We start from the raw sequence: 20,103 nt of genomic DNA, 5'->3' as shown, positions 1-20,103 counted from the left end.
TCAGGGCTTCTCCAGCGCCTCGATCCGCGCGCTGACCGACCGTCCCAGTGCGGCGGCCTCGGCATCCAGGCGTGGCAGCAGTTCCGGGGTGAATGTGCGGATGTCGCGTTCGGCGAGCGGGGTGGACACCAGTGGCCGGATCCAGCGGAACGCACCCACCCACCGTGGGCAGTAGATCCGTTTCTTGCGGCCCTCGATGCCCTTGACGAAGGCTGCCCCGCACGCCTCGACGGTGGTGGTCCGATTCAGCGGTGGCATCAGTTTGGACAGCATCTCCCGGAACGCCGACAGGTCGGCCTTGGCGTCCTGCACCAGCGGGGTGTCGATCCAGCTCATGTGCGCCGAGCCGACGTCCACGCCGTGATGGGCGACCTCCAGGCGCAGGGTGTTCGCGAAGTACTCCGCACCGGCCTTGGAGGTGTGATAGGCCGCGAGGCCGGGCGCCGAGGTGAACGCGGCCAGTGAGGACACCACGAGGACGTAGCCCCGCCGCTCGATGATCGAGGGCAGCGTCGCCCGCACCGTGTTGAACACGCCCATGATGTTGATGTCGATGACGCGTCTGAATGCCTCGGGATCGACGGCCAGCACCGAGCCGAAGCTGGCGATACCCGCGTTGGCGAGCACGATGTCGATACCGCCGAAATGCGCCACGGCGGCATCGGCGGCGCTCTGCATGGCCGCCAGATCGCGGACGTCCGCCAGCACCGTCAATACGTGGGCGTCACCACCAAGTTCGGTGGCCAGGTCGTCCAGCGGCGCCGCATCGAGATCGGTGAGCACCAATTTGGCGCCCTTGCGGCGCAACCTGCGGGCCACTTCGGCGCCCACCCCGCGCGCTCCCCCGGTGATGAAGACGACCTTGCCGTGCAGTGAGCTCATGGCCGTCAACCTACTCGGCGGTTACAACCGCACTCCCAGCAATGCATCGACCAGGTCCGCGACCAGTCCCGGTGCCGTCGGGTCGCTACCGCCGTAGGTCGATGCGTCGGTACACCAACCATCAATGGCGGCAAGAGCTTTCGGGGTGTTCAGGTCATCGGCGAGGTAGCCGCGGACGCGGCTCAGCAGATCGGTGGCATCGGGCCCCGCCGGCAGCGCGGCGGCCGCCCGCCACTGCTCCAGCCGGGTCTGGGCCTGGGCCAGGACGTCGTCGCTCCAGAACCGGTCCTGCCGGTAATGACCGGCGAACAGGCCCAGCCGCACCGCGGAGGGATCCACCCCGTCGGCGCGCAACCGCGAGACCAGCACCAGGTTGCCGCGGCTCTTGCTCATCTTGTGGCCGTCCCAGCCGATCATCCCGGCGTGCACATAGTGCCGGGCGAAGCGCCGCTCGCCGCTCACGGATTCGGCGTGTGCGGCGGAGAACTCGTGGTGCGGGAAGATCAGGTCCGATCCACCGCCCTGGATGTCCAGGCCGGTACCGATACGGGTCAGTGCGATCGCGGCGCACTCCACGTGCCATCCGGGCCTGCCCGCGCCGAATGGTGACGGCCAGCTGGGCTCCCCGGGACGTTCTGCACGCCACAGCAGCGCGTCGAGCGGATCGGCCTTGCCGGGGCGCTCCGGGTCACCGCCACGCTCGGCGAACAGCCGGGACATGGTCTCGTGGTCGTAGCCGGACTCGTAGCCGAACTGCCGGGTCGCGTCGGCACGGAAGTACACGTCGGGATACTGCGCGTCGTCGACGACATAGGCGGCCCCGGCGGCCAGCATCTTCTCGACGAGCTCGACCACCTCGGCAATGGCATCGGTGGCCGCCACATAATCGCGCGGCGGCAGCACCCGAAGGGCGGTCATGTCCTCGCGGAACAGCTGAGTCTCGCGGTCGCCGAGTTCGCGCCAGTCGATACCGTCGCGCTCGGCCCGCTCGAACAGCGGGTCGTCGACATCGGTGATGTTCTGGACGTAGTGCACCTCGTGGCCGCCGTCCCGCCACACCCGGTTGACCAGGTCGAAGGTCAGATAGGTGGCGGCGTGCCCCAGGTGGGTGGCGTCGTAGGGGGTGATCCCGCAGACGTACATGGTCGCTGTGGGCCCCGGGGAAACCGGCCGCACCTGGCGGTCGGCGGTGTCGTAGAGCCGCAGCGCGACACCGGCGCCCGGCAATGTGGGAACGGTCGGCGCCGGCCAGGACTGCATGACGTCGACTCTAGGTTGTTGGCTCACCGGTGCCCTCCGTTGGATCTGCCTTTCGCCAGGAACCGACAAGTTGACGGGTCGGTTCATTCCCCGGCCGCATCCTCTAGAAGGCCGACCGGATGGTGTCCAGCAAGGGGCCTGCCAGCTCGGGCCGGCACATCAGCAGATCCGGCAGGTAGGGATCGCGCCGGTTGTAGACCAGCGGCGCCCCGCCCAGTCGGGTGGCGTGCAGGCCGGCGGCCCAGAGCACGCCGGCCGGGGCGGCCGAATCCCACTCCCACTGGCCTCCCGCGTGGATGTAGGCGTCGACGTCGCCGCGCACCACGGCCATCGCCTTCGCGCCCGCCGAGCCGATCCGGACGACCTCGACGTCCATCTGTTCACGCAACCACCACAGCACGGCCGGTGGGCGGTAGGTGCTGGCAGTGATCCGGATGGGCCCGTCGCGTCGCGGTGGCGGCGGGGTGACGGTGTCGGTGCGATACACCTGGTGCAGCGCGGGCAGGGCGACGGCGGCGTCGGTGATGGCACCCTGATCATCGGTCGCCGCCGGGGCGGCTCCGGCAGGGCCGTTGCGTTGCCACAGCGCGATGTGCACGGCCCAGTCGGCGTGTCCCGCCATCGAGTACTCGCGGGTGCCGTCGACGGGATCGACGATCCACACCCGGTCGGCATGCACCCGGGACAGGTCGTCGACGGCCTCTTCGGACAGCACGGCGTCACCCGGGCGGAGTTCGGCCAGGCGTTTCAGGATGAAGGTGTTGGCCCGGCGGTCGCCGGCATCACCGAGTTCGTAGGAGTCGTAGAAACCGACCTCCTCGCGGACGGCCAGCAGCAGCTCCCCGGCTTCGGCGGCCACCATCGCGGCCACCTCGGCGTCGGTATGCGCGGCGAGAGTCACCGGACAAGTATCGCGGTGGGGCCAGGGCGCTGCCGGGTCGGGTACCCGTGGCTAGAAGGCGGGCCACGGGATCGGGCGGTGTCGATCCGGTGACGGCATCACCGGATCGTCAAGCAGCGCAGTGATTCTCGCGCCCAGTGCGGCCACTTCGGCGGGGGTCAGGTGTTCTTGCAGCTGGTCGGCCAGCCCATCGCGCAAACGGACTCGCAACTGGTCGACGGCGGTCAGCGCGTCGTCGGGGACCGGCTTGCCCGCCCACCCCCACAGCACGGTGCGCAGCTTGTCCTCGGTGTGCAGGGTCACACCGTGGTCGACGCCACGAACCCGGCCGTCCACACCGGCCAGGATGTGCCCGCCCTTGCGGTCGGCATTGTTGATCAGCACGTCGAATACGGCCATCCGCCGCAGCCGGTCATCGTCGGCGTGCACCAACACGACGGCGTCACCGGACTGGTCATAGGCCTGCAGGACCGGCAGATAACCGGCGGGCACCTTGCCCGCAGGCACCAGGTCCACCAGGTCCGGACCAGCGTCGCGGTCATCATCGGGCGGGTCGTCGGTCAAACCGTCGCCTGGCTGGTCGACCCACACCTGCGCCATCCCGATACCGGCAGGACCGCCTCGAATGACGGTGTGCGGCACAATATCCCAGCCGAGTGCTGCCGAGATCTGATACGCCGCACGCTCGCGGCCCGCCAGAGTTCCGTCCGGGAAGTCCCATAGTGGCGCCTCGCCGGCAACCGGCTTGTACACGCAATGCACCGTCCGCTCGCCGAGGGTGGACTCGCACAGGAACGTCGCGTTGCTCGCCGAGCGGATGCGCCCGAGAACGTTCAGCTCGCCGGAGGCAAGCAGTTCCGCGAGATCGGCATCAGAAGGGCGGTTCATCATCTGTCCCGCCGAAGGCACCGCGCCGATATCCGTTGGTGCGCACGCAGATGTGGCCTTCGGGATCGAGCGGTTCGTCACACAGCGGGCATGGAGGCCGCCCGGCCGAGATGACCCGGTTGGACCGCGTCGCGAACTCCCGTGCCGATTCCGGGGTCAGGAAGACCCGGACCGCGTCGGGGCCCTCCTCGGCATCGTCGAGCACCACCGAGGCGTCGAACTCGGTGTCGGAGACCGCGAGCAGTTCGACCACGACGGTCTGTGCCTCGGCGTCCCAGCCCAGCCCCATCGTGCCCACCCGGAACTCGGCATCCACCGGCATCTCGAGCGGTTGCAGGTCGTCGATCTCGCCGGTGTCGGGCGGGATGGGGGTGCCGAACCGGCGATTGATCTCCACCAACAGGGCGGTGATGCGCTCGGCGAGAACGGCCACCTGCTGTTTCTCCAGCATCACCGACACGATGCGTTTGTCGTGGACGGCCTGCAGGTAGAACGTGCGGTTCCCGGGCTGCCCGACGGTCCCGGCCACGAAACGGTCGGGTGAGCGGAAGACATGAATTGCGCGGGCCATGGCACCTTTCAAAATAGCCGGTAGCGGCCGGACTCAAGCGGTCGAGCCACCGACGACCGCGTCACCGGTGGGGGCGGCGTCCGGGGCGGCGTTCAGCGCGGCGGTCAATCCGTTGCCGGTGTGATTGACATGCAGCACGAACGGCCGCGTCTCGGTGTAGCGGATGACGCTCATCGACGCGGGGTCTGCCGTGATGCGCTGGAAGCTGTCAAGATGGGTGCCGAGCGCATCGGCAAGCACCGACTTGATGACATCGCCGTGGGTGCAGGCGATCCACAGCACATCGCCGCCATGCGTTTCCGACAGCCGCCGGTCGTGTTCGCGGATCGCCGCGACGGCGCGCGACTGCACCTGGGCCAGGCCCTCACCGTCGGGGAAGACTGCCGCGCTCGGTTGAGCTTGCACCACCTTCCACAGCGGCTCTTTGAACAGTTCGGAGATCTTGCGCCCGGTCCAGCTGCCGTAGTCCACCTCGATGATCCGGTCCTCGACCACCGGCTCGATACCAAGGGCGGCGGCCAGCGGCGCGACGGTGTTCGCACAGCGCAGCAGCGGTGAGCGCACGATCGCCTTGACCGGCAGTGTTCCGATCCGGGCGACGACCGCCTCTGCCTGCTCGCGCCCGGTGTCGTCGAGGTCGACGCCTGCCGAGCGACCGGCCAGGGTGTGCGCGGTATTGGAGGTGGATCTGCCGTGCCGCAGCAGGATGACGGTCACGGGCGGGCCCTTCGGGTCGGCGGGGTCATTTCGCGGCGAGTACCCCGGTGCCCAGCAGGATCATCACGACGACGCCGAGGGTGATCCGGTACCCCACGAACCAGTACATGCTGTGGTTGACCAGGAACTTCAGGAACCATGCGACGGCGGCGTACCCGACAACGAAGGCGATGACGGTGCCCAGCACGATCTGCGTGACGGTGGCGCTCATACCGGTGTCCCCCGGCTCGAACACGTGGCTCAGTTCGTAGAGCCCGGAGCCCAATACCGCCGGGATGGCCAGCAGGAAACCGAACCGCGCCGCGGCCTCGCGCTTCTGTCCCAGGAAGAGCCCCGTGCTGATCGTCACCCCGGAACGCGACACGCCCGGGATCAACGCGAGCGCCTGGGCCGAACCGATGAGCAGACTGTCGCGGAGCGTGAACTGTTCGATGGGACGGGTCTGTTTCCCGAAGTACTCCGCCGCGGCGATGACGAAGGAGAACACGATCAGCGCGGTGGCGATGACCCAGAGATTGCGGACGTCATCACGGATGAAATGTTGCAGCGTGAAACCGAAGATCCCGATGGGGATGGTGCCGATGATGACCCACCAGCCCAGCCAGTAGTCCGGGGTCCGCCGGTCGGGGTGTCGTAATCCGCCGAACCAGGCCGTCACGATGCGCCCGATATCGCGCGCGAAATAGAGCAGGACGGCCACCTCGGTACCGATCTGCACCACGGCGGTGAACGACGCGCCGGCGTCGGCGCCGAAGAACGCCTCGGACACTATCGCGAGATGACCGGAGGAGGACACCGGAAGGAACTCGGTCAGCCCCTGGACGATCGCAAGCACGACGACCTGCAACCAGGACATGTCAGACATGGACGTCTCTCATCACGCGCACGACCGTACCGTGGGGGTCGAGTCAGCGCGTCGCGCGCACCGGCTCCGCTCCGGCGACGGCATCGCGCACGGTGGCCGCTACGCTGCGCTCATCGGCGAGATCGATATCTTTCAGACTGCGGGACGTGCGGGCGATGATGTCTTCGCTCTGCGGAACGGGACCACTCAGCCGGGGCCGGTACACCTCGACGACCAGGTTCTGCCGGTCCGCGACGTGAAAGGAGAAGCTGCGGCCATCACCCAGGGTTCCGAACCCGCTGGCGTGCACGCCGGTCGAGACGTGCTCGATGGCAAACTCGTCTGCCGACAGTTCGGTCTCCGGAGCCAGTGCCATAGCACGCACCATACCCACAAATTGACGGTTACGTCCCCATTGGCAAACTTTGCGCAAACTGCGAACACGAATGCAGACGGAATGCGGAATCAGGAGTTTTGAAGGCCCATGACCACGAAATCCGCATTCCGGGTGCGTTCCCTCTCGGCATTGACCCTGGCCGTCGGCGTCGTTTCCGCGTGCTCGTCGACGCCCGCCGATTCGCCACCACCGACCATTCCGGTCGCGACACCGGCCGTGTCGCCACAGGTCAGCGGTGCCGTCGACGGCGTCGTCAAGCCACTGTCGGCACCGGGAATCGCCGCCGTCTTCGATATCCGCACCTCCTCGGCGGTCGTGCTGGGCCCCGCCGACCGCCTCACCGTTGTGCCCGCCGACGGGCCCGCGCGCACCATCGCGCTGCCCGCGGCGGCCACCGCGATCACCGGTGACGGTTCCGGGGAAGTCTGGTTGTCCATCCGTGGTGGGTATGTGCGAGCGAACGTCGCCGCCGGCGCCGCCACCCCGGTGGAGGTCAAGGACCATGCCGACACCGACTTCACCGCGATCGGCCGGAATGCCGACGGGACGCTGGTGCTCGGCAGCGCCGACGGCACGGTGTTCACACTGCGCTCCGACACCGAGGTCGGCACGAGTCTGAAGAACTTCGCACGCGTCGATACCCTTGTCGCCCAAAATGATTCGATCATCGTGCTGGACCGCGGCCAGACCTCGGTCACCGAGATCGACGAGGACGGGACCAAGCCCGAGCAGGCGTTGCGCGCCGGTGAGGGGGCCACGTCGATGACCGTCGACCCCGCCGGACGAGTGCTCGTCACCGATACCCGCGGCGGAGCACTGCTGGTCTTCGGCACCGATCCGCTGATCCTGCGGCAGCGGTACCCGGTGGGCGAGGCCCCTTATGGCGTGACCGGGTCGACGAAGATGACCTGGGTGTCACAGACGGCGACCAACACCGTCATTGGCTACGATCTGGCTACCGGAATACCCGTTGAAAAGGTGCGTTATAGGACAGTGCAGCAACCCAATACCCTGGCCTTCGACGATGCCGGCGACACCCTGTACGTGGTCTCCGGTTCCGGCGCCGGGGTACAGGTGATCAAGGGGGCGAGTAGGTCATGACGACGGTGGCACGCAGCCGGATGCCCGCGGGCTGGGCCGGTGACCTTTCCGAGGATTACGAATGGGTGCCGCTGCGCCTGCCCCCCGATGTCACGCGGTTGTCGGCGTCGGTGCGTTTGTCCATCGAGGCGCAGTATCGCGGCTGGGAGTTGACCAAGGTGCGGCTCTATACCGACGGGAGCCGGCGCGTGTTGTTGCGTCGCAAGAAGACCGCACTCGGAGAGCAGCCGGCCCTGTGATCTACCGCTTGATGCGGCGCGCGTTCTTCCTCGTCGCGCCCGAACGTATTCATGCCGTCGTGTTCGCGATACTGCGGCTGGCCACCTCGACCGGGTGGAGCCGTCGCGTCCTGTCGGGCAGGTTGGGCGCGTCGGACCCGATCCTGGCCAGCACGGTCGCCGGTGTGCGCTTTCCGGCGCCACTCGGGCTGGCCGCGGGTTTCGACAAGGACGGTCACGGATTGCAGACCTGGGGCGCGCTCGGCTTCGGGTATGCCGAGATCGGCACGGTCACGGCCCAGGGTCAACCGGGAAATCCGGCACCGCGGATGTTCCGGCTGCCCGCCGACCGCGGTCTGCTCAACCGGATGGGCTTCAACAACCGCGGGGCGGCGGCGCTGGCCCGGCAGCTCGGCACGCACCGATCCGATGTACCGATCGGGGTGAACATCGGCAAGACCAAGACCACCCCCGCCGAGCAGGCGGTCGACGATTACGTCACCAGCGCACGACTGGTCGGCCCGCTGGCGTCCTATCTGGTGGTCAACGTCAGCTCACCGAACACCCCGGGGCTGCGCGATCTTCAGGCGGTCGAGTCGCTGCGGCCCATCCTGGCCGCCGTCCGCGAGGTCGTCACGGTGCCGGTGTTGGTCAAGATAGCGCCCGACCTGTCGGACTCCGATATCGACGATATCGCCGATCTGGCCGTCGAATTGGGCCTGGCCGGCATCGTCGCGACCAACACCACGATCTCCCGGGACGGCTTGCGGACCCCTGGCGTGGACGAGCTCGGCGCCGGCGGGGTGTCCGGTCCGCCGGTCTCCCGACGCGCCCTTGAGGTGTTGCGTCGGCTCTACGTGCGCGTGGGCGATCACCTGGTGCTGGTCAGCGTCGGCGGTATCGAGACCGCCGAGGACGCCTGGGAACGCATCCTGGCCGGCGCCTCGCTGCTGCAGGGCTACACCGGTTTCGTCTACGGCGGTGGGCTGTACGCCAAGCAGATCCACGACGGTCTGGCACGCCGACTGCGCGAGGGCGGGTTCGCCTCGCTGTCGGAGGCAGTCGGCGCGGAGACCCGCTTCTAGTTCTGTTCGTAGGTGAAATGCAGCACGGCGCGAGCGATGGCCTGACCGAAGAGATTGAACCCGAGGAAGGCCGGCGTGGCGCCCTCGGGCAATTCGAGTGACTCCACCGGGAGCGCGTGCACGGCCACGTAGTAGCGGTGCGGGCCATGTCCGGCGGGCGGCGCCGCACCGAGGAAGCGCTTGAGTCCCGCATCGTTGGTCAGCGTCACCGCGTTGCCGGGCAACGGATCGCCGTTACCGGCGTCGGCGGGCAGCGAGCTGACCGTCGCGGGCAGATCGGCGACGGCCCAGTGCCAGAACCCCGACAATGTCGGAGCGTCCGGGTCGTACACGGTGACCGCGAAGCTGCGGGTCTCCTCGGGGAAGCCCGACCAGCTCAGCTGGGGTGAGACATCCTTGCCGCCCGCGCCCATGATGCCGCTGACCTGATCGTTGCCTGCTGGCTGGCCGTCGGTGAAGGTCTCCGAGGTCAGCTCGAAGGTCGGCAGTTTCGGCAGGTTGGCGTAGGGATCTGCGGGTGTTGCGGTCATATCGCCCCTCTTCTGGTCAGCAGTTGGTGAGGAAATGCTCGAGCACCTCGGTGCCGAACTGTAATGCGTCCACGGGTACCCGTTCATCGACGCCGTGGAACAACGCGGCGAAGTCCAGATCCGCCGGCAACCGCAGCGGGGCAAAGCCGAAGCAGCGAATGCCCAACCGTGAGAATGCTTTTGCATCGGTTCCGCCGGAGAGCATGTACGGCACGATCCGCGCCTCGGGATCGACAGCCAGCAGCGCGGCGTTCATCGCATCGACGAGATCACCGTCGAAGGTGGTCTCGACAGACGGCAGATCGCGTTCCCAGGTGCGCACCACGTCGGGGCCGATGAGCTCGTCGACCTCGCGTTCGAAGGCCTCCCGACGCCCGGGCAGCACCCGGCAGTCGATGACGGCCTCGGCCGTTGCCGGGATCACGTTGGCCTTATAGCCGGCCTTGAGCATCGTCGGGTTGGCGGTATCGCGCAGTGTGGCCCCGACAATGCGGGCGATATCACCGAGTTTGGCGATGGTGCCGTCGAGATCGGGTGAGTCGATGTCGAATTCGTAGCCGGTCTCCTCGGCGACCGCCGCCAGGAACTGCGCCACCGGTTCGGTGAGCACCAGCGGGAACTGGTGCCTGCCCAGCTTGGCGACGGCTTCGGCGACGGCGGTGACGGCGTTGTCCTGGTGCACCATCGAGCCGTGTCCGGCGCGGCCCCGGGCCGACAACCGCATCCAGGCGATGCCCTTCTCGGCGGTCTCCACCAGATAGAGCCTGCGCTCGCCGCCGTGCCGCGAGGGCACGGTCAGCGAGAAACCGCCGACCTCACCGATCGCCTCGGTGACACCGTCGAAGAGGTCGGGCCGGTTGTCGACGAGCCACTGGGCGCCGTAGGTGCCGCCGTGCTCCTCGTCGGAGACGAAGGCGAAGATCAGATCGCGTGGGGGCACGATGCCCGCGCGTTTGAAGTGGCGTGCGACGGCGATCATCATGCCGACCATGTCCTTCATGTCGACCGCGCCGCGGCCCCAGACATAGCCGTCTTTCACCGCACCCGAGAACGGGTGCACGCTCCAGTCGGCGGGCTCGGCGGGCACGACGTCCAGATGGCCGTGGATCAGCAGGGCGCCGCGTGAACGGTCCGCACCCGGCAACCGGGCGAACAGGTTGCCGCGGCCGGGGGCGGCCTCGATGTACTCGGTGCTGTAGCCGACCTCGCGGAGGCGGTCACCCACCCACTGCGCGCAGTCCGCCTCGCCCCGCGTCGTCGCCGGATCTCCGGTGTTGGAGGTGTCGAAACGGATGAGGGTGCTGACGAGGTCGACCACCTCGTCGGCGGCGCTGGGCTGGACGGTCACAACCCCATTCGTACCATCGCCGGTGCCCGCCCGGACAGAGTGGCGCACCGGCGCCGACGGGCTGGTTTGGGTCCGACCGCCCCTATCCGTTAGCCTTAGTCGCTCCTCGCCGACGGCGCGGAGCGATGTCCGAGTGGCGGAATGGCAGACGCGCTAGCTTGAGGTGCTAGTGCCCTATTAACGGGCGTGGGGGTTCAAGTCCCCCCTCGGACACAGTTTCTCGATAGGACCCCGGTTGCTCAACCGGGGTCGTATCGGTTCATCCGGCGCCGGCCACCAGCGTGGCCAGCCGTTCGGCCGCCCCGCTGTCGGGCACCGGCAGGTAGGCCACGATCTGGATGTTCGGCACATCCACCGGCGCCAGCTGGTGGTGTTCCAGGCGCATCTCCCCTATCCCGGCGCGGAAGAAACGCCGCTCCCGCGAGGTGAACCGCTGCACGCTGCGCCTGCGCCACTGCGACTCGAAATGGTCGCTGGCCGCGCGAAGCCGGTCGACCAAGGTCGAGTAAGCCGGTTCGCCCGCCCGTGATCCCGCCTCGGCCCGGAACTCGGCCAGGAAGCGGCTGCTGTCGTTTTCCCAGTCCGGCAACAACTCCCGGATCGCGGGGTCCATGAACATCAGCCAGAGCAGGTTACGGTCGGCCTCGGCGGTCACCGCGATGTTCGGATACAGCGCGGCGTAGGCACTGTTCCACGCGGTGATATCCCAGAACGGCCCGATCGCGAACGCCGGGTACCCGCCCAGCGCGTCCAGGAAGCGCTGCACATGCGGCGGCGTCGGCACGTCGGTCGGAACCGGCTCCGGGGCATGCCCGCCGAGGCTGCGCACGTAGTCACGTTCAGCCGGGGTCAGCCGCAGGGCCGTGCTGACCGCATCGAGAACCTGGCGCGAGGGGTTGATCTCGCGGCCCTGCTCCAGCCACGTGTACCAGGTGACGCTCACCCCGGCCGCCAGAGCGACCTCCTCACGCCGCAGGCCGCTGGTGCGCATCCGCGGCATCGGGGCATAGCCCAGGTCGGCGCGCGCGGCGGCCTCCCGGCGAGCCCGCAGGAACTCCCCGAGCGCCCGGCGCTGCCTGCTACGTGTGTCCATCCTTCGATGGTAGTAGTGCCAGTACTGGTATCAGCACCGTCTTCCCACGTAGATGTCCCGGATGCCACGCTGTGTGTTATGGCAGAACTGCGGTCCCGCACGGTCACCCACGGTCGCAACATGGCGGGAGCACGCTCGCTGTTGCGGGCCGCCGGAGTCGCCGGCTCCGATATCGGCAAGCCCATCGTGGCGGTGGCCAACAGCTTCACCGAGTTCGTGCCGGGGCACACGCACCTGCAGCCCGTCGGCCGCATCGTCTCCGAGGCCATCTCGGCCGCCGGTGGGGTGCCGCGCGAGTTCAACACCATCGCCGTCGACGACGGCATCGCGATGGGTCACGGCGGAATGCTCTACTCGTTGCCGTCCCGCGAGCTCATCGCCGACTCGGTGGAGTACATGGTCAACGCGCACTGCGCGGACGCGTTGGTGTGTATCTCGAACTGCGACAAGATCACTCCCGGCATGCTGATGGCCGCACTGCGCCTGAACATCCCGACCGTCTTCGTCTCCGGCGGCCCGATGGAGGGTGGCACCGCCGTCTTGGTCGACGGCACGGTCAAGACCCGGCTCAATCTGGTGTCGGCCATCGCCGATGCGGTGAACACCGACGTCTCCGATGACGACATCTCGCGCATCGAGGAGGCCGCCTGCCCGACCTGCGGCTCATGCTCGGGCATGTTCACCGCCAACTCGATGAACTGCCTCACCGAGGCGCTCGGGCTGGCCCTGCCCGGCAACGGTTCGGTGTTGGCCACCCACACCGCGCGGCGCGCCCTCTACGAAAAGGCTGGGAGCACGGTGATGGACATCGTGCGGGCCTACTACGACGACGATGACGCCTCCGTCCTGCCCCGCAACATCGCCACGCGCGACGCGTTCGACAACGCCATGGCACTCGACATCGCGATGGGCGGGTCGACCAACACCGTGCTGCACCTGCTGGCCGCCGCCCGGGAGGCCGAGCTGGATTACACCCTGGAAGACATCGAGAAGCGCAGCCGGCTGATCCCGTGCCTGTGCAAGGTCGCCCCCAATGGTCACTACCTGATGGAGGATGTGCACCGCGCCGGAGGTATCCCGGCCATCCTCGGCGAGCTGTGGCGCGGCGGTCATCTGCACGAGACGGTGCACACCGTGCACTCGGGCTCGATGGCGGAATGGCTGCGCGCATGGGACATCCGCGGCGGATCGCCGTCGGCCGAGGCCGTCGAACTCTTCCACGCCGCACCGGGGTGCGTGCGGTCGGCATCGGCGTTCTCGCAGTCCGAGCGGTGGGACAGCCTGGACACCGACGCCGAGAACGGCTGCATCCGCGATGTGGCCCACGCCTATTCCGCCGACGGCGGGCTGGCGGTACTGCGCGGCAACCTGTCGGTGGACGGCTGCATCGTCAAGACCGCGGGCGTCGACGAATCCATCTGGACGTTCTCCGGTCCGGCCGTGGTGCTGGAATCACAGGAGGACGCGGTGGACGCCATCCTGTCCGGCCGGGTGCAGCCCGGCGATGTGGTGGTGATCCGTTACGAGGGACCGAGGGGCGGACCGGGCATGCAGGAAATGCTCTATCCGACAGCCTATTTGAAGGGCCGCGGGCTGGGCACGCAATGCGCGCTGATCACCGACGGTCGGTTCTCCGGCGGTACGTCGGGCCTGTCCATCGGCCACGTCTCCCCCGAGGCAGCCGCCGGCGGCACCATCGCGTTGGTGGCCGACGGTGACCTGATCACCATCGACATCCCGCGCCGCAGCATCGAGGTCGAGGTGCCACGCGAGGAACTGGAGCGTCGACGCGCGGCCCTGGAGGCCGCCGGCGGATACCGGCCCAGGGATCGGCGCCGCACGGTGTCGGCGGCGTTGCGTGCGTACGCCGCGTTGGCGCTCTCGGCAGACAAGGGTGCGGCCCGAGACATCGATGCGGTGTAGCTCACCCTGCTAGCCTGTGCGGGCCAGTCACCTCCGCAGGGAGTAGGGAACCCGGTGCGAATCCGGGACTGACGCGCAGCGGTGAGGGGATGACGAGGCGGGCCACATGCCACTGGGAGTGCATGCTCCCGGGAAGGCGGCCTGCCGAGGACGACCCCCGAGTCCGAATACCTGCTGGCATCCGCGACGGTGTGTCGCGGCTTGTCACCGGGTCTCGCTGATCAGGCCCCTGATGCCGAAGGAATCCCTCATGTCCGCATCCATGCGCGGCGATCTCGCCGATCCCGACTTCCTCGTACAGGCGTGGGACGACCAACAATCGGCCTATATCGCGGGCCGTGAATCCCGCTTTCGCGCCATCACCGACATCATCGGACTAGCCTGCGGTGACGAGCCCGTGGTCGTCGATCTCGCCTGCGGGCCGGGATCGCTGAGCGCCCGCATCCTCGACGCACTTCCCGGTGCCCGGGTGATCGCCCTCGATTTCGATCCATTGCTGCTCGACCTGGCCACCCGGACGCTCGGCGCCCACGACCGGTTCGGTGTGGTCGAGGCAGACCTTGCCGAGGACACCTGGCCGGATGCGGTGGCAGCCGCCACGGCGGGCGCACCGATATCGGCTTTCGTCTCCACCACCGCGCTGCACTGGCTGACCCCGCAGACCTTGTTGGGCGTGTACACCGCCGCGGCAGAGCTGCTGTCCGACAACGGCATCCTGCTCAATGGCGATCACTTCCGGTTCGACGGGCGCCAGCCGACCCTGCGCAGACTGTCCGCCGCACACGACGCCGCCACCCAGGCACGGGCGCACGCCGCCGGATCGGCCACCTGGGATCAGTGGTGGGCCGCAGCGACGTCCCGCGACGGCGTGGCCGATCTGGCGGTGCTGCGTGATCAGCGGTTCGCGCACCGAAATCCGCCGCCCACCACCGCGGTGGACTTCCATCTCGCCGCCCTGGCACAGGCCGGATTCTCCGAGGTGGGCACGGTCTGGCAACTGCTCGACGACTACGTGGTCATGGGGGTCAAGTGATGTCGTGGCAGCGCGTCATCGGCGCTCTGGGCGCGGTGTCGATATTGGTCTCGGGATGCGGCACCCAGACTCCCGACCAGGTCGGCACCTCGGCGACGCCGACCGCCGGCGCGGGATTCCCGGTCGTACTGAAGAACTGCGGTATCGACGTCGAGATGGCCGCAGCGCCCGCACGCGCCATCTCGGTCAATCAACCCGCCACCGAGCTGATGCTCACTCTCGGCTTGGCCGATCGGATGGTCGGCACCGCATCGTGGAACGAACCGGTGCCGGCGCACCTGGCCGAGGCCAACGCGAAGGTCCCCGAACTGAGCGCCGATTTCCCCTCGCTGGAAACCGTTCTGGACACCGAACCCGACTTCGTCTACGCCACATTCGCCTACACGTTCTCCGACCAGGGCATCGCGTCGCGCGAACGCTTTGCCGAGTTGGGCATTCCCACCTACCTGTCGGCGAGCGAGTGCAGCGGGCAGCAGGCAGAACAGCACCGCGCGTTGACCTTCGAGGACATCTATGCCGAAATCGGGGACATCGCACGGATATTCGGGGTCGAGGAGAACGCGGCCCGACTCGTGACATCGCTGAAGGATCGAGTACGGTCCGCGACCGCCGGCCTGAACACCTCCGACACCAGCCTGATGTACTGGTACTCGGCCACCCGGGCGCCGTATATCGCCGGGTGCTGCGGCGCCCCAGGGTTGATCACGCAGGCTGTCGGGGCGCGAAACGCGTTCGCCGACAGCCGTCAGCTGTGGCCGGAAACCTCGTGGGAGGCGATTCTGGACCGCGATCCCGACGTGTTGGTGCTGGCCGACCTGACGCGCGGTGACGACGGTGACACCGCGGCCGCCAAGATCGAATTCCTGGAAAACGATCCGCTGGCACGTCAGCTCACCGCCGTCCGCGAACAGCGTTATGTCGTGGTGCCCGGCACCGCGTTGGACCCGTCACTGCGCAATGTCGACGCCGTCGAGATGATCGCCGACGTCCTGCGTCAGGACAGCTGACCGGGCATCAGCCGGCCAGTTCCACATCGCCGCGGTGTACGTGCACGCAGGCGCGCTTGGGCCCCCACACCGTCGGGACGGTGAAGCAGACCACCTTGGGCTTCCCGAAGACCGTGGTCTCGGCCACCGTGCCGACGGCACCTTCCGGCACCGTCTGAACATCCATCTCGTCGATCTCGCGGCTGGCGGTCACAAAGTCACCGGTCTGCCAACTCATGTTGCGTGTCTCCTGATCCAAGTTCTGGTTCGTACGTGAGATGCAACGCCCGTGAGTGGATTTTTATTCACGGTGATCGATCAATACACGTCTCGCACATATCGCTTGGTGGCGACGAGCTCCTTCTTGTAATCGTTGGCGGCCTCGGCGGACAGCGATCCGTGCTTGCGGATGATCGCCAGCAGCGCCGCGTCGACATCGGCGGCCATCCGGGTCGCATCACCGCAGACGTAGAAATGCGCACCGTCCTGCAGCCAGCGCCACAGGTCGGCACCGCGTTCGGTCATCTTGTGCTGGACATACACCCGCCGTGACTGGTCGCGCGAGAAGGCGAGGTCCAGCCGGCTGAGGAAGCCGTCGTCGACCATGGCCTGCACCTCGTCGCGGTAGTAGAAGTTCTGGTCGCGGTGCTGGTCACCGAAGAACAACCAGTTGCGGCCGCGGTGGCCTTGCGCGCGACGCTCCTGCAGGAACGCCCGGAACGGTGCGATCCCGGTACCCGGGCCGACCATGATCATCGGTGTGGCCGAGTCCTCGGGCGGGCGGAAGTTCGGTGAGCGCTGCACGAACACCGGCGCGGCCTGCGCCCGGTCGGCCAGGAATGTGGAGGCGACGCCACCGCGCGCCATGCCACGGGCGGTGCGGTAGCGCAGCACCGAGACCGTCAGCTGCACCTCGTGTGGGCTCACCAACGGACTCGACGAGATGGAGTACTGCCGCGGTGTGAGCCGGACGAGCGCGTCCAGCCATTCGGCAGGATCGGCCCGGACGGCGAACTCCTCGACGATGTCCAGCCCATTGCGGCCGGCGAGCCAGCTGTCGAGTTTCGCACCGGACCGTCGCAACACCTTCGCCTGAGGGCACCGTTCGGTGACGAACCCGAGCAGGTTCGGGGTCACCTTGCACAGGTCGTAGGAACGCGTCAGGGCGGTCCGCAGGTCGACCTCGGCACCGTCGACCTCGACGATCTCATCGCCGGACAGGGCCGTGGCGGCCAGCCAGGCCCGCACCGAGTCGGCATCGTTGCCGACGAACACCCCCAGGGAATCCCCGGCGGCATAGCTCACGCCGTGTTCGGCGACGTGTTCGGTGATGTCGAACCCGATCTGACGCACCTCCTTGGCGGCCACCACCGGGGTCAGGCGAGTGTTGCGGCTCACCGGCGCCGACAGCGGATTGCCCCGGGTCAGCGGTGCGGCGGGCCGGGGTGGTGTGGTCGTTCGCGCGGGTCCGGGTGCGGTCGCGGTGGTTGCGATGTCGGCGGGCTCGGTGGTGACCGCCGCGGCCCAGGCGGCCATCGGTGCGTCGTCGTGCGATTCGCATTCGACCAGTTCGTGTGTCCGGACGGCACCCAGCTCGGCCAGGCGGGCATCCAGAGACTTCGCGTGACCACAGAAATTGGCGTACGCCTTGTCCCCTATCCCGAGCACCGCGTATCGCACCCCGGTCAGCGCCGGCGCGTCGGCGCGGCACAGCCGGTCCCAGAAGTCCGCGCCGTTGTCCGGTGGCCCGCCGTCACCGAAGGTGCTGGTGATCACCAACACCTCGGTCGCCGCGGCGACATCGTCCAACGATGCCTCGTCCATGGTGACCGATCGGGCACCGGTGATGCGTGCGGCCAGCCCGATCGCGAACTCCTCGGCATTGCCGGTCTGGGAAGCCCACAGCACCAGTGGTCCGGTGGCGGGTTGCTCGGTTGCGCGTGAGTAGGTGCCCGCCAGGAGTCCGTCGACCCACAGGCGGACCGCCGGGCGCACCGGCGCCGAGAGCGGCAGGACCGGGACGCCGCCCGGTGTCGCGTCCAACCCGGTGAAGAACCCGGACAGATAGAGCTTCTCGTCATCGGTGAATTGTGGTCCGGCCGTGCGCAGATCGAGCGGATCTGGTGCGGCCACCTCGATGGCCCGTAGCCGTACGGCGCACACTTTCAGTTCGGGTTGCAGGGAGTACGCGTCGACGGCGTCGTTGGTGACGGCGTTGATTGCGAGGTACTCACCGTGCTCGTCGTTCCAGTGAAACGGCGCCCATACACTGCCCCGGCGTACCCGGTCGGTGAGGGATGCAGGCAGCACGGCGCGACCGCGCCGGGAGGTGAGCTCGACGTGGTGGGCGGCGGTGATGCCTAGCGCCGCAGCATCATCGGGGTGGATCTCGACGAACGGCGAGGCATCGAGTTTGTTGAGTTTGGCCACCCGACCGGTCTTGGTCATGGTGTGCCACTGATGTTGCAGCCGACCGGTGTTGAGCACCATCGGATAATCGTCGTCGGGCAGTTCGTGCGGGTCCATATGCGGCCGGGCGAGGAACTGCGCCCGCCGCGATGGTGTCGGAAACGCCAGCCGGGGACGGTGCCCGTCGGCGTCGACGTGCAGGGTCTGCGACACACCGTCGTTGACGTAACGGATGGGGTGGCGGTCATCGGGATCGGCGGGTGGGCAGGGCCACTGCACGGGCGTCTCGCGCAGCCGGTCATAGCTGACTCCGCGCAGGTCGTATCCCGTGCGGGGATTGGCGAAGCGACGGATCTCGTCAAAGATCTGCGCGCTGGACTTGTAGGCGAAATCGTCACCGAAACCCAGATACTCGGCGACACCACAGATCAACTCCCAGTCCGGCCGCGCCTGGCCCACCGGCGTGACGGACTGCTGCAGCAGGGTGATGTTGCGCTCGGAGTTGACCATCACCGCGTCACTCTCGGACCACAGTGCGGCCGGCAGCACGATATCGGCGTAGCGGTTCGTCGCGGTGTCGATGTAGGCGTCCTGGGTGATGACGAGCTCGGCCGCTTCCAGGGCGGCGATGACTGTCGCTCGGTTCGGCACGGAGACAACGGGATTGGTGCAGATTATCCAGCAGGCCTTGATCTCACCGGCGGCGGCCTGTTCGAACATGGCCACCGTGCCCGGACCGACCTCGGATCGGATGGTGCCCGGCTCCAGCCCCCACTGTTCCTCGCAGAACGCCCGGTCCTCGGCCGAGAGGACCACACGCTGGCCGGGTAGACCCGGTCCCATGTACCCCATCTCGCGGCCGCCCATCGCGTTGGGTTGTCCGGTCAGTGACATCGGCCCACTACCCGGCCGGCAGATCGCACCGGTGGCCAGATGCAGGTTGCAGATGGCGTTGGTGTTCCAGGTGCCGTGGGTGCTCTGGTTCAGGCCCATGGTCCAGCACGTCATCCACTCCCCCGCCTCGGCGATCATCGATGCGGCGGTTCGGATGTCGGCCTCGTCCAGTCCGGTGATGGCGGCCACCCGGGCGGGCGGGTAATCGGCGAGGAACGCAGGCATGTCCTGCCAGCCCTCGGTGTGTTCGGCGATGAACTCCTCGTCGATGTCGCCGTTGACGACGAGCAGATGCAACAGCCCGTTGAGCAGTGCGAGGTCGGTACCCGGAGCGATCGGCAGGTACAGGTCGGCCTTGTCGGCGGTGGCGGTGCGCCGTGGGTCCACCACGATCATCTTGGCGCCGGCCTTGAGCCGGTCAGCCATGCGCAGGAACAGGATCGGATGGCAATCGGCCATGTTCGCGCCGATGACGAAGAACAGGTTCGCCGAATCGAAATCGGTGTAGGAGCCGGGCGGGCCGTCGGCGCCGAGGGACTGCTTGTAGCCGGTGCCCGCGCTGGCCATGCACAGCCGAGAGTTCGATTCGATGTGCACGGTGCGCAGATAACCCTTGGCCAGCTTGGTCGCCAGATACTGCGCCTCCAGCGACATCTGGCCCGATACGTACAGCGCGACCGCGTCGGGCCCGTGTTCGTCGACGATGGCCCGCAGCCGGTTCCCGGCCTGCGCCACGGCCTCCTCGACCGGGGTTTCCACAAGCTGCGCGCCGCGCTCGGGGCGCACCAGCGCGGCGGTCATCCTGCCCTCGGTCGCGGCCATCAGCTCGGCGTGGGTGGCGCCCTTGGTGCACAATCTGCCGCGGTTGGTCGGATGCAGCTTGTCGCCGCTGATCTTGGCGATCACCGGCAGCCCGGTGTCCTGATCGGTCTCGGTGGCGACCTCGATACCGCAGCCCACACCACAGTACGAGCAGGCGGTCCGCGTGGTCACCGACATGCCACCATCGTGTGCTGGCACTGT

General features: G+C 67.9%; 19 protein-coding genes, 1 tRNA gene and 1 riboswitch. Of the genes, 7 read left to right on the top strand and 13 right to left on the bottom strand.

Features of this window, described 5'->3' with window-relative positions:
• The 8 genes from G154_RS19395 to G154_RS19360 form a co-directional block, all read right to left on the bottom strand.
• Positions 1–882, bottom strand: coding sequence for an SDR family oxidoreductase (locus G154_RS19395; protein WP_019512891.1), 882 nt, complete (start codon positions 880–882; stop codon positions 1–3).
• Between the two features lie 21 nt (positions 883–903).
• On the bottom strand, positions 904–2,142 hold the full coding sequence (gene mshC, locus G154_RS19390; protein WP_023985768.1) for a cysteine--1-D-myo-inosityl 2-amino-2-deoxy-alpha-D-glucopyranoside ligase: 1,239 nt from the start codon (positions 2,140–2,142) through the stop codon (positions 904–906).
• 103 nt (positions 2,143–2,245) lie between these two features.
• Entirely contained in the window at positions 2,246–3,004 is a 759-nt protein-coding gene (locus G154_RS19385) for a 3'(2'),5'-bisphosphate nucleotidase CysQ (protein ID WP_031601492.1), read from the bottom strand.
• Between the two features lie 90 nt (positions 3,005–3,094).
• The gene (locus tag G154_RS19380; RefSeq protein ID WP_019512042.1) at positions 3,095–3,931 is read right to left on the bottom strand and encodes an SCO1664 family protein; all 837 of its coding nucleotides are present in this window, start codon (positions 3,929–3,931) and stop codon (positions 3,095–3,097) included.
• On the bottom strand, positions 3,915–4,502 hold the full coding sequence (locus G154_RS19375; RefSeq protein WP_019512043.1) for a DUF3090 domain-containing protein: 588 nt from the start codon (positions 4,500–4,502) through the stop codon (positions 3,915–3,917). Before G154_RS19375 ends, G154_RS19380 begins: the two co-directional genes overlap by 17 nt.
• Positions 4,503–4,535: 33 nt before the next feature.
• Complete coding sequence (locus tag G154_RS19370) at positions 4,536–5,219, bottom strand: histidine phosphatase family protein (RefSeq protein WP_019512044.1); 684 nt, start codon at positions 5,217–5,219, stop codon at positions 4,536–4,538.
• A gap of 25 nt (positions 5,220–5,244) precedes the next feature.
• The gene (locus tag G154_RS19365; RefSeq protein WP_019512045.1) at positions 5,245–6,075 is read right to left on the bottom strand and encodes an undecaprenyl-diphosphate phosphatase; all 831 of its coding nucleotides are present in this window, start codon (positions 6,073–6,075) and stop codon (positions 5,245–5,247) included.
• Between the two features lie 52 nt (positions 6,076–6,127).
• Entirely contained in the window at positions 6,128–6,439 is a 312-nt protein-coding gene (locus G154_RS19360) for a hypothetical protein (RefSeq protein ID WP_019512046.1), read from the bottom strand.
• A 108-nt stretch (positions 6,440–6,547) separates the two neighbouring features.
• Here G154_RS19360 and G154_RS19355 point away from each other — a divergent pair, with 108 nt between their 5' ends.
• Genes G154_RS19355 through G154_RS19345 form a run of 3 tightly spaced genes read left to right on the top strand, consistent with a single transcriptional unit; the run spans position 6,548 to position 8,864 of the window.
• A complete protein-coding gene (locus tag G154_RS19355; protein WP_019512047.1) occupies positions 6,548–7,561 on the top strand; it encodes a YncE family protein in 1,014 nt (337 codons plus the stop codon).
• Positions 7,558–7,800 carry a DUF5703 family protein gene (locus G154_RS19350; protein ID WP_019512048.1) on the top strand — a complete coding sequence of 81 codons (243 nt, stop codon included), beginning with the start codon at positions 7,558–7,560 and terminating at the stop codon, positions 7,798–7,800. The genes G154_RS19355 and G154_RS19350 overlap by 4 nt, the downstream gene beginning before the upstream one ends.
• Positions 7,801–7,811: 11 nt before the next feature.
• Positions 7,812–8,864: a quinone-dependent dihydroorotate dehydrogenase gene (locus tag G154_RS19345; protein ID WP_045546520.1), complete on the top strand. Its 1,053-nt coding sequence runs from the start codon at positions 7,812–7,814 to the stop codon at positions 8,862–8,864.
• On the opposite strand, the gene G154_RS19340 is transcribed toward G154_RS19345, so the two are convergent.
• Positions 8,861–9,394: a YbhB/YbcL family Raf kinase inhibitor-like protein gene (locus tag G154_RS19340; protein ID WP_019512050.1), complete on the bottom strand. Its 534-nt coding sequence runs from the start codon at positions 9,392–9,394 to the stop codon at positions 8,861–8,863. The genes G154_RS19345 and G154_RS19340 overlap by 4 nt on opposite strands.
• Before the next feature lie 16 nt (positions 9,395–9,410).
• A complete protein-coding gene (locus G154_RS19335) occupies positions 9,411–10,742 on the bottom strand; it encodes a M20/M25/M40 family metallo-hydrolase (protein ID WP_019512051.1) in 1,332 nt (443 codons plus the stop codon).
• Between the two features lie 127 nt (positions 10,743–10,869).
• Between G154_RS19335 and G154_RS19330 the strand changes: the two genes are divergently transcribed.
• Positions 10,870–10,955, top strand: a tRNA-Leu gene (locus G154_RS19330).
• Positions 10,956–11,001: 46 nt separating this feature from the next.
• Here G154_RS19330 and G154_RS19325 read toward each other — a convergent pair.
• A complete protein-coding gene (locus G154_RS19325; protein WP_019512052.1) occupies positions 11,002–11,835 on the bottom strand; it encodes a helix-turn-helix transcriptional regulator in 834 nt (277 codons plus the stop codon).
• Between the two features lie 78 nt (positions 11,836–11,913).
• Between G154_RS19325 and ilvD the strand changes: the two genes are divergently transcribed.
• The 3 genes from ilvD to G154_RS19310 all read left to right on the top strand — a co-directional run bounded on the left by ilvD (position 11,914) and on the right by G154_RS19310 (position 15,798).
• Positions 11,914–13,758: a dihydroxy-acid dehydratase gene (gene ilvD, locus G154_RS19320; protein WP_019512053.1), complete on the top strand. Its 1,845-nt coding sequence runs from the start codon at positions 11,914–11,916 to the stop codon at positions 13,756–13,758.
• 7 nt (positions 13,759–13,765) lie between these two features.
• Positions 13,766–13,952: riboswitch (cobalamin riboswitch) on the top strand.
• 56 nt (positions 13,953–14,008) lie between these two features.
• Entirely contained in the window at positions 14,009–14,791 is a 783-nt protein-coding gene (locus G154_RS19315; protein ID WP_234713089.1) for a methyltransferase domain-containing protein, read from the top strand.
• Positions 14,791–15,798, top strand: a complete 1,008-nt coding sequence (locus tag G154_RS19310; RefSeq protein WP_019512055.1) for an ABC transporter substrate-binding protein — start codon at positions 14,791–14,793, stop codon at positions 15,796–15,798. The genes G154_RS19315 and G154_RS19310 overlap by 1 nt, the downstream gene beginning before the upstream one ends.
• A gap of 7 nt (positions 15,799–15,805) precedes the next feature.
• Here the strand turns inward: G154_RS19310 and G154_RS19305 are convergent, their stop codons facing one another.
• The gene (locus G154_RS19305; RefSeq protein WP_019512056.1) at positions 15,806–16,015 is read right to left on the bottom strand and encodes a hypothetical protein; all 210 of its coding nucleotides are present in this window, start codon (positions 16,013–16,015) and stop codon (positions 15,806–15,808) included.
• An 80-nt stretch (positions 16,016–16,095) separates the two neighbouring features.
• Positions 16,096–20,079, bottom strand: coding sequence for a bifunctional nitrate reductase/sulfite reductase flavoprotein subunit alpha (locus G154_RS19300; protein ID WP_019512057.1), 3,984 nt, complete (start codon positions 20,077–20,079; stop codon positions 16,096–16,098).
• Between the last annotated feature and the right edge of the window lie 24 nt (positions 20,080–20,103).

Source organism: Mycobacterium sp. VKM Ac-1816D, assembly GCF_000416385.1.
GTDB classification, from domain to species: domain Bacteria; phylum Actinomycetota; class Actinomycetes; order Mycobacteriales; family Mycobacteriaceae; genus Mycobacterium; species Mycobacterium neoaurum_A.
This window is presented reverse-complemented; position numbering and strand designations above follow the sequence as displayed.

What these genes read in the sequence shown, in the direction of transcription:
- G154_RS19310 (WP_019512055.1), top strand. Translation starts at nt 14,791, where the DNA reads ATGTCGTGGCAGCGCGTCATCGGCGCTCTGGGCGCGGTGTCGATATTG.
- G154_RS19360 (WP_019512046.1), bottom strand. Translation starts at nt 6,439, where the DNA reads ATGGCACTGGCTCCGGAGACCGAACTGTCGGCAGACGAGTTTGCCATC.
- G154_RS19305 (WP_019512056.1), bottom strand. Translation starts at nt 16,015, where the DNA reads ATGAGTTGGCAGACCGGTGACTTTGTGACCGCCAGCCGCGAGATCGAC.
- G154_RS19325 (WP_019512052.1), bottom strand. Translation starts at nt 11,835, where the DNA reads ATGGACACACGTAGCAGGCAGCGCCGGGCGCTCGGGGAGTTCCTGCGG.
- G154_RS19300 (WP_019512057.1), bottom strand. Translation starts at nt 20,079, where the DNA reads ATGTCGGTGACCACGCGGACCGCCTGCTCGTACTGTGGTGTGGGCTGC.
- G154_RS19315 (WP_234713089.1), top strand. Translation starts at nt 14,009, where the DNA reads ATGTCCGCATCCATGCGCGGCGATCTCGCCGATCCCGACTTCCTCGTA.
- G154_RS19375 (WP_019512043.1), bottom strand. Translation starts at nt 4,502, where the DNA reads ATGGCCCGCGCAATTCATGTCTTCCGCTCACCCGACCGTTTCGTGGCC.
- G154_RS19365 (WP_019512045.1), bottom strand. Translation starts at nt 6,075, where the DNA reads ATGTCCTGGTTGCAGGTCGTCGTGCTTGCGATCGTCCAGGGGCTGACC.
- G154_RS19380 (WP_019512042.1), bottom strand. Translation starts at nt 3,931, where the DNA reads ATGAACCGCCCTTCTGATGCCGATCTCGCGGAACTGCTTGCCTCCGGC.
- mshC (WP_023985768.1), bottom strand. Translation starts at nt 2,142, where the DNA reads ATGCAGTCCTGGCCGGCGCCGACCGTTCCCACATTGCCGGGCGCCGGT.
- G154_RS19355 (WP_019512047.1), top strand. Translation starts at nt 6,548, where the DNA reads ATGACCACGAAATCCGCATTCCGGGTGCGTTCCCTCTCGGCATTGACC.
- ilvD (WP_019512053.1), top strand. Translation starts at nt 11,914, where the DNA reads ATGGCAGAACTGCGGTCCCGCACGGTCACCCACGGTCGCAACATGGCG.
- G154_RS19340 (WP_019512050.1), bottom strand. Translation starts at nt 9,394, where the DNA reads ATGACCGCAACACCCGCAGATCCCTACGCCAACCTGCCGAAACTGCCG.
- G154_RS19395 (WP_019512891.1), bottom strand. Translation starts at nt 882, where the DNA reads ATGAGCTCACTGCACGGCAAGGTCGTCTTCATCACCGGGGGAGCGCGC.
- G154_RS19350 (WP_019512048.1), top strand. Translation starts at nt 7,558, where the DNA reads ATGACGACGGTGGCACGCAGCCGGATGCCCGCGGGCTGGGCCGGTGAC.
- G154_RS19385 (WP_031601492.1), bottom strand. Translation starts at nt 3,004, where the DNA reads ATGGTGGCCGCCGAAGCCGGGGAGCTGCTGCTGGCCGTCCGCGAGGAG.
- G154_RS19345 (WP_045546520.1), top strand. Translation starts at nt 7,812, where the DNA reads ATGCGGCGCGCGTTCTTCCTCGTCGCGCCCGAACGTATTCATGCCGTC.